The 7,697-nt window shown below is 38.1% G+C and carries 9 protein-coding genes; all 9 read left to right on the forward strand.

Annotation, left to right across the window (positions count from 1 at the left end; all coding sequences use genetic code 11):
- The first annotated feature begins 421 nt into the window (after window positions 1-421).
- The 9 genes from F8M47_RS07165 (at window position 422) to F8M47_RS07205 (ending at window position 7,417) form a co-directional block, all read left to right on the forward strand.
- Entirely contained in the window at window positions 422-805 is a 384-nt protein-coding gene (locus F8M47_RS07165) for an ATP synthase subunit I (protein WP_150539444.1), read from the forward strand.
- A 24-nt stretch (window positions 806-829) separates the two neighbouring features.
- Window positions 830-1,618, forward strand: a complete 789-nt coding sequence (gene atpB / locus F8M47_RS07170; RefSeq protein ID WP_150539445.1) for a F0F1 ATP synthase subunit A — start codon at window positions 830-832, stop codon at window positions 1,616-1,618.
- Between the two features lie 178 nt (window positions 1,619-1,796).
- Complete coding sequence (atpE, locus tag F8M47_RS07175) at window positions 1,797-2,051, forward strand: F0F1 ATP synthase subunit C (RefSeq protein WP_025236987.1); 255 nt, start codon at window positions 1,797-1,799, stop codon at window positions 2,049-2,051.
- Between the two features lie 59 nt (window positions 2,052-2,110).
- Window positions 2,111-2,581 carry a F0F1 ATP synthase subunit B gene (atpF, locus tag F8M47_RS07180; RefSeq protein ID WP_150539446.1) on the forward strand — a complete coding sequence of 157 codons (471 nt, stop codon included), beginning with the start codon at window positions 2,111-2,113 and terminating at the stop codon, window positions 2,579-2,581.
- Window positions 2,582-2,594: 13 nt separating this feature from the next.
- Window positions 2,595-3,128 (forward strand): F0F1 ATP synthase subunit delta, encoded by a 534-nt coding sequence (gene atpH / locus F8M47_RS07185; RefSeq protein ID WP_150539447.1) that lies wholly within the window; start codon window positions 2,595-2,597, stop codon window positions 3,126-3,128.
- 12 nt (window positions 3,129-3,140) lie between these two features.
- Window positions 3,141-4,682: a F0F1 ATP synthase subunit alpha gene (atpA, locus tag F8M47_RS07190; protein ID WP_150539448.1), complete on the forward strand. Its 1,542-nt coding sequence runs from the start codon at window positions 3,141-3,143 to the stop codon at window positions 4,680-4,682.
- Between the two features lie 22 nt (window positions 4,683-4,704).
- Window positions 4,705-5,571, forward strand: a complete 867-nt coding sequence (atpG, locus tag F8M47_RS07195; RefSeq protein ID WP_150539449.1) for a F0F1 ATP synthase subunit gamma — start codon at window positions 4,705-4,707, stop codon at window positions 5,569-5,571.
- 13 nt (window positions 5,572-5,584) lie between these two features.
- Window positions 5,585-6,958, forward strand: coding sequence for a F0F1 ATP synthase subunit beta (gene atpD, locus F8M47_RS07200; protein ID WP_005599061.1), 1,374 nt, complete (start codon window positions 5,585-5,587; stop codon window positions 6,956-6,958).
- A gap of 39 nt (window positions 6,959-6,997) precedes the next feature.
- The gene (locus tag F8M47_RS07205) at window positions 6,998-7,417 is read left to right on the forward strand and encodes a F0F1 ATP synthase subunit epsilon (RefSeq protein WP_150539450.1); all 420 of its coding nucleotides are present in this window, start codon (window positions 6,998-7,000) and stop codon (window positions 7,415-7,417) included.
- Window positions 7,418-7,697: the final 280 nt, after the last annotated feature.

A 7,697-nucleotide genomic window follows, 5' to 3' on the forward strand; every position in this document is an offset into this window, starting at 1 on the left:
CGATTTTTACCATTTTGAAGATAAAATTCGATGACTTGTTGTTTGAAAGATTGATTGTATTTAGTCATAAAAAAATCTGCACCTTAGTGAGTTGGCTGTTTAGTCCAACTTTTGGGGTGCAGATCATATGGGAGGTTTTGTTTTTATGGATAAGTAAATGTTCATTTCCTTTAAACAGCGTTAGTATGTTGTTCCAAATTATAAAAAGCTGTTGATTTGCCCTAAAGTACTCTTTACTTTTGTTTATAAAATTAACAACTGGTAACCAAATTTTAACAAAAAATAAAAATGAACAGAGATTTTCTACCTCTTTTAGTTTAAAACTTAGCGTTTGTAGAGTATAATTTTGGCGATATTTTCATTGATTTTACAGTGGGCGGATTGAGTCCATTGGAGTAAATTTAAACGCAAAAGGGTTAAAATGTCTGCTGTAATCAATCGAGCAAAATTACAATATCGCAAAGCGCTATTTATTGAATGGTTTGTCATCTTAGGCTTGAGCTTTTTGTTCCTTATGATGAGGAGTAATAGCGCCTTATCTTTCTTTAGCGGATGCTTAGCGAGTTTTATTCCGCATTGCGTATTTGTCTATTGGGTTTTCTTTAGAAATACTGCAAAAGATCGAACAAAAATGACCGCTTTCTATTGGGGAGAGGGAATAAAATGGCTTACTGCAATCAGTCTTTTGATTGCGAGTTTGACTTTAATTCCTTCTCTTCAAATTTTGCTGTTTTTTTCGGGGTATTTTCTTGCATTATTTTTAAATATCTTCTTACCGATGTTAGTAAGTCGGCAAACAACATAGTTTTTTATTTATAAAGGATAAATTATGGCTGGGACTACCGCAGAGTATATTGGTCACCATTTAACGTTTTTAACAACAGGTGATTCTTTCTGGAACCTGCACCTAGATACACTGTTCTTCTCAGTGGTTTCTGGTGTTATCTTCTTATATTTCTTCCGCAAAGTAGCCAAAAATGCAACAACAGGTGTACCTGGAAAATTGCAATGTTTTGTTGAAATGGTGGTTGAATGGGTAAATGGTGTTGTAAAAGATAACTTTCATGGTCCTCGTCATGAAGTTGGTCCATTAGCACTCACGATTTTCTGCTGGGTATTCATTATGAATGCGATTGACTTAATTCCAGTAGATTTTCCACCTCAATTAGCGAACTTATTCGGTATTCACTATTTACGCGCTGTTCCGACAGCTGATATTAGTGGTACGCTAGGGTTATCAATCGGTGTATTCTTCCTGATTATTTATTACACTATTCGTTCAAAAGGTTTTGGCGGATTTGTTAAAGAATATACGTTACACCCGTTTAATCACTGGGCATTTATTCCAGTAAACTTCTTATTAGAAGTGGTAACTTTACTTGCGAAACCAATTTCTCTTGCGTTCCGTTTATTCGGTAATATGTATGCAGGAGAATTAATCTTTATCCTGATTGCAGTGATGTATATGGCAGAAAGTATTGTGCCACAAATGTTAGGTGTGCCGTTACAAATCGTATGGGCTATCTTCCATATTTTAGTTATCACCTTACAAGCATTCATTTTTATGATGCTAACAATTGTTTATTTAAGTATCGGCTATAACAAAGCGGATCACTAAATATTAAAGCGGTCTAAAATTTGCAAAATTTTGACATTTTTTGACCGCTTACCTTATTTTGTAGACTGGGATCTCCTGTTCTGTAAAGTAACCCTAAAGCGGGCGAATGCCCACTTTGACTCATGTTTATTTAACTAAATCTAGCCTTCGGCTAATCCTCAACCCTATGGAGAACATTATGGAAAACGTAATTACCGCAACAATTTTTGGTTCAGTAATTTTATTAGCTTTTGCTGCATTTGGTACTGCGATTGGTTTCGCTTTATTAGGTGGTAAATTCTTAGAGTCTTCAGCTCGTCAGCCAGAATTAGCAAACAGCTTACAAACTAAAATGTTTATCGTTGCTGGTCTATTAGATGCGATCTCAATGATTGCAGTTGGTATTGCATTATTATTCATCTTTGCTAACCCGTTCATTGGTTTATTAGGCTAATCCCTGTAAATAATAGGCATTACCTTCGGGTAATTTAACTAACTTTTATAGGAGGCGTTGTGAATTTAAATGCAACACTAATTGGTCAACTCATTGCATTCGCACTGTTCGTTGCGTTTTGTATGAAATATGTGTGGCCACCGCTAATTCGAGCGATTGAAGAGCGTCAAGCAAATATTGCTGATGCTTTAGCTGGAGCGGAAAAAGCAAAACAAGAACAAGCAGACACTCAAGCTTTAGTTGAAAAAGAACTCATTAAAGCAAGAGAAGAAGCTCAAAAAATTATTGATTTAGCAACCAAACGTCGTAATGAAATTTTAGAGTCTGTTCAGGCAGAAGCTGAAGTTGAACGTCAACGTATTATTGAACAAGGTCGCGCAGAAGTAGAAAGCGAGCGCAAACGTGTTCAAGAAGAGCTTCGTCAAAAAGTCGCTGCATTGGCTGTTGCTGGTGCGGAAAAAATTGTTGGTCGTTCTGTTGATCAAGCAGCGAACAATGACATTATTGATAAGCTAGTTGCAGAACTATAACAAGGTGGGGCAGATGTCAGAATTAAGTACAGTAGCTCGCCCCTACGCTAAAGCAGCTTTTGATTTTGCTTTAGAGCAAGGTCAGTTGGATAAATGGCAAGAAATGTTACAGTTTTCAGCATTAGTTGCTGAAAATGAACAGGTGGCGGAATATATTAATTCGTCTCTTGCAAGCGGTCAGATTTCAGAAACTTTTCTCAAAATCTGTGGCGACCAGCTTGACCAATATGGGCAAAATTTTATTCGTGTAATGGCTGAAAACAAACGTCTTGTTGTGTTACCTGCGGTGCTTAATGAGTTTATTGAGCTACGTGCACAACATGAAGCAGTAAAAGAGATTACTGTGGTTTCAGCAAGCGAATTAAGTCAAGCACAAATCGATAAAATCGCAAGCGCGATGGAAAAACGCTTAAATCAAAAAGTACGTTTAACTGTTCAACTAGATAGCTCCCTTATTGCTGGCGTTATTATTAAATATGATGATGTAGTAATTGATGGTAGTAGCCGTGGTCAGTTAAATCGCTTAAGCCAAGCGTTGAGCTTGTAAGAGGAATAAAAAATGCAACTAAATTCAACTGAAATTAGTGAATTGATTAAAAAACGTATTGCCCAGTTTGATGTGGTGAGTGAAGCTCAAAGCACAGGGACAATCGTTTCAGTAAGCGATGGTATTATTCGTATCCATGGTCTTGCTGATGTAATGCAAGGTGAAATGATCGAATTACCTGGCAATCGTTATGCTATTGCGTTAAACCTAGAACGTGATTCTGTGGGCGCGGTAGTTATGGGGCCTTATGCGGACTTAGCTGAAGGTATGACTGTAAAATGTACAGGTCGTATTTTAGAAGTGCCAGTAGGTCGTGGCTTATTAGGTCGTGTGGTAAATACACTTGGTCAGCCAATCGATGGTAAAGGTGAAATTGATAATGATGGTTTCTCTCCTGTTGAAGTGATTGCACCAGGCGTTATCGACCGTCAATCAGTAGATCAACCAGTACAAACTGGTTATAAAGCGGTTGACTCAATGGTTCCAATCGGTCGTGGTCAGCGTGAGTTAATTATCGGTGACCGTCAAACAGGTAAAACGGCGTTAGCGATTGATGCCATCATTGCACAAAAAGATTCAGGTATTAAATGTATCTATGTTGCGATTGGTCAAAAAGCTTCTACTATTGCAAACGTAGTACGTAAATTAGAAGAGCACGGTGCATTAGCAAATACTATCATCGTGGTTGCATCAGCTTCTGAATCAGCAGCGTTACAATACCTTGCTCCGTATTCAGGTTGTGCGATGGGTGAATACTTCCGTGATCGTGGTGAAGACGCTTTAATCGTTTATGATGATTTATCTAAACAAGCGGTTGCTTATCGTCAAATTTCATTATTATTACGTCGTCCACCAGGTCGTGAAGCATTCCCAGGTGATGTATTCTATCTACATTCTCGTTTATTAGAGCGTGCTGCGCGTGTTAGTGCAGATTATGTAGAACGTTTCACAAATGGCGCAGTAAAAGGTCAAACAGGCTCATTAACCGCATTACCAATTATTGAAACGCAAGCAGGTGACGTATCTGCATTCGTTCCAACGAATGTAATTTCAATTACAGACGGTCAGATCTTCTTAGAATCAAGTTTATTTAACTCAGGTATCCGTCCTGCGGTAAACCCAGGTATTTCGGTATCTCGTGTAGGTTCTGCAGCTCAAACAAAAGTAATTAAGAAATTATCTGGTGGTATCCGTACTGCATTAGCTCAGTATCGTGAATTAGCCGCATTTGCTCAGTTTGCTTCAGACTTAGATGATGCAACACGCAAACAGCTTTCTCACGGTCAAAAAGTAACTGAGTTACTTAAACAGAAACAATTTGCACCAATGCCAGTAAGTGAACAAGCTTTAGTTCTTTTTGCTGCTGAATTTGGTTATTTAGATGATGTAGAACTTGAGCGTGTCGGTTCATTCGAGTCTGCTTTACTTGCTTTCGCAAATAGTAATCACACCGATTTTATGAAGGATTTAGCAAAATCTGGCGATTATAATGATTCAATCAAAGATCAATTAAAAGCTATCGTAGAAGACTTCAAAAAGAACGGTGCGTGGTAATCACGACTAGCGGAGAAAGATTATGGCAGGTGCTAAAGAGATAAGAACCAAAATTGCAAGTGTGAAAAATACCCAAAAAATCACCAAAGCAATGGAAATGGTTGCTACCTCTAAAATGCGTAAAACGCAAGAGCGTATGTCTGCTGGTCGCCCTTATTCGGAAACCATCCGTAAGGTGATTAGCCATATTGCTAAAGGAAGCATTGGTTATAAGCACCCGTTTTTAACTGTACGTGATATTAAGAAAGTAGGGTACTTTGTAGTATCTACCGACCGTGGCTTATGTGGCGGTCTTAATATCAATTTATTCAAAGCAACTTTGAATGAGTTTAAAACGTTAAAAGATAAAAACGTTAGTGTTGAACTTGGCTTAGTAGGTTCGAAAGGTGTGAGCTTTTATCAGAATCTTGGCTTAAAAGTGAGATCTCAGGTAACAGGCTTAGGTGATAACCCTGAAATGGAACGCATTGTCGGAGCAGTTAATGAAATGATTAACGCTTTCCGCAATGGTGAAGTAGATGCTGTTTATATTGCCTATAACCGTTTTGAAAATACAATGTCGCAAAAACCTGTTATTGCACAATTACTTCCATTACCTAAATTAGATGATGATGAATTAGAAACAAAAGGTTCATGGGATTATATCTATGAACCAAACCCACAAGTATTATTGGATAGTTTACTCGTTCGTTATTTAGAAACTCAGGTATATCAAGCAGTTGTCGATAACCTCGCTTCTGAACAAGCCGCTCGAATGGTAGCAATGAAAGCCGCAACAGATAACGCGGGTACATTAATTGATGAATTACAATTAGTGTACAACAAAGCTCGCCAAGCAAGCATTACAAATGAATTAAACGAAATTGTTGCAGGTGCCGCAGCAATTTAATGGAGAATAGGTAATGGCAACAGGAAAAATTGTACAGATTATCGGTGCGGTAATCGACGTTGAATTCCCGCAAGATGCAGTACCAAAAGTATATGATGCCTTAAAAGTTGAATCAGGCTTAACCTTAGAGGTTCAACAACAATTAGGTGGTGGACTAGTGCGTTGTATCGCATTAGGTACATCAGACGGTTTAAAACGTGGCTTAAAAGTTGAAAATACGGGTAATCCAATTCAAGTACCAGTAGGTACAAAGACTCTTGGTCGTATTATGAACGTATTAGGTGAGCCAATCGATGAAAAAGGTCCAATCGGCGAAGAAGCGCGTTGGGATATTCATCGTGCAGCACCAAGCTACGAAGAACAATCAAACAGCACTGAATTACTTGAAACAGGTATTAAAGTTATCGACTTAATTTGTCCATTTGCAAAAGGTGGTAAAGTTGGTTTATTCGGTGGTGCGGGTGTAGGTAAAACCGTTAATATGATGGAATTAATCCGTAATATTGCGATTGAGCACTCAGGTTACTCAGTATTCGCAGGTGTTGGTGAGCGTACTCGTGAAGGTAATGACTTCTACCACGAAATGACGGATTCCAACGTATTAGATAAAGTATCTCTTGTTTATGGCCAGATGAATGAACCACCAGGTAACCGTCTTCGTGTTGCGTTAACAGGTTTAACCATGGCAGAAAAATTCCGTGATGAAGGTCGTGATGTATTATTCTTCGTAGATAATATTTACCGTTATACCCTTGCGGGTACAGAAGTGTCAGCGTTATTAGGTCGTATGCCTTCTGCTGTAGGTTACCAACCAACACTTGCAGAAGAAATGGGAGTATTACAAGAACGTATTACTTCAACAAAAACAGGTTCTATCACCTCTGTACAAGCGGTTTATGTGCCTGCGGATGACTTAACAGACCCATCGCCAGCAACAACCTTTGCTCACTTAGACTCAACGGTTGTATTAAGCCGTAACATTGCATCTCTTGGTATTTACCCTGCTGTGGATCCATTAGATTCAACGTCTCGTCAGTTAGATCCATTAGTGGTTGGCGAAGAACACTACAATGTCGCTCGTGGCGTACAAGGTACATTACAACGCTATAAAGAGTTAAAAGATATCATCGCTATTTTAGGTATGGATGAATTATCTGAAGACGATAAATTAGTGGTTGCTCGTGCTCGTAAGATTGAACGTTTCTTATCACAACCATTCTTCGTTGCGGAAGTATTTACAGGGTCTCCAGGTAAATATGTATCATTAAAAGATACAATTCGTGGCTTCAAAGGTATCTTAGAAGGTGAATTTGACCATATCCCAGAACAAGCGTTCTATATGGCTGGTTCAATTGATGAAGTAGTGGAAAGAGCGAGCAAGATGTAATTGTTCCCTAACCCCAATTAGGAACTAAAGGAGAACAACATGGCATCTCAATTTGAACTTAGTATCGTAAGTGCTGAAAAAGAAATCTTTAATGGTGATGTAGTTAGCGTACGTGTAACGGGTATTGATGGCGAATTAGGTGTGTATGCAGGACATACACCTTTATTAACATCGATTAAACCTGGTATGGTTAAGTACACCCTTGAAGATGGTAAAGAAGAGTTTATTTATGTGTCTGGTGGCTTTTTAGAAGTTCAGCCAGCCATTGTTACTGTTCTTGCTGATATTGCGATTCGTGGTGAGGAATTAGATCAACAACGAATTCTTGCCGCAAAACGTAAAGCTGAAGATACATTAAGCAAATCAAATAATGCAGAACTTTCTGCAAAATTATCTCGTGAAATTGCTAAATTACGCGTTTATGAAATCGTAAACTCAAAATTAGCAAATCGACGCTAATAAAAATAAACCTCAACCATAAAGTTGAGGTTTATTTTTTTATAATAAGCGGTTATTTATCTTCTTAAATTTGCAACTTGCAAATAAATCATAGAATTTAACCGCTTTTAGAAGAATTAATCGGCTAATTGTTTTAAATGTGTGCTTTCGATGAATTTTTCAAGATTTTTTGCAAAAAACACTTGCATAGGCTTAGAAAATCTCTATAATGCACCACACACAACGACGCACTGTTGTGAACGAAGTTAAGTTATCCAGTGCGTCGTTTCTTTTTGTTCTT

Origin of the sequence: Actinobacillus vicugnae (assembly GCF_901687125.1) — a bacterium.
Classification (GTDB): domain Bacteria; phylum Pseudomonadota; class Gammaproteobacteria; order Enterobacterales; family Pasteurellaceae; genus Actinobacillus; species Actinobacillus vicugnae.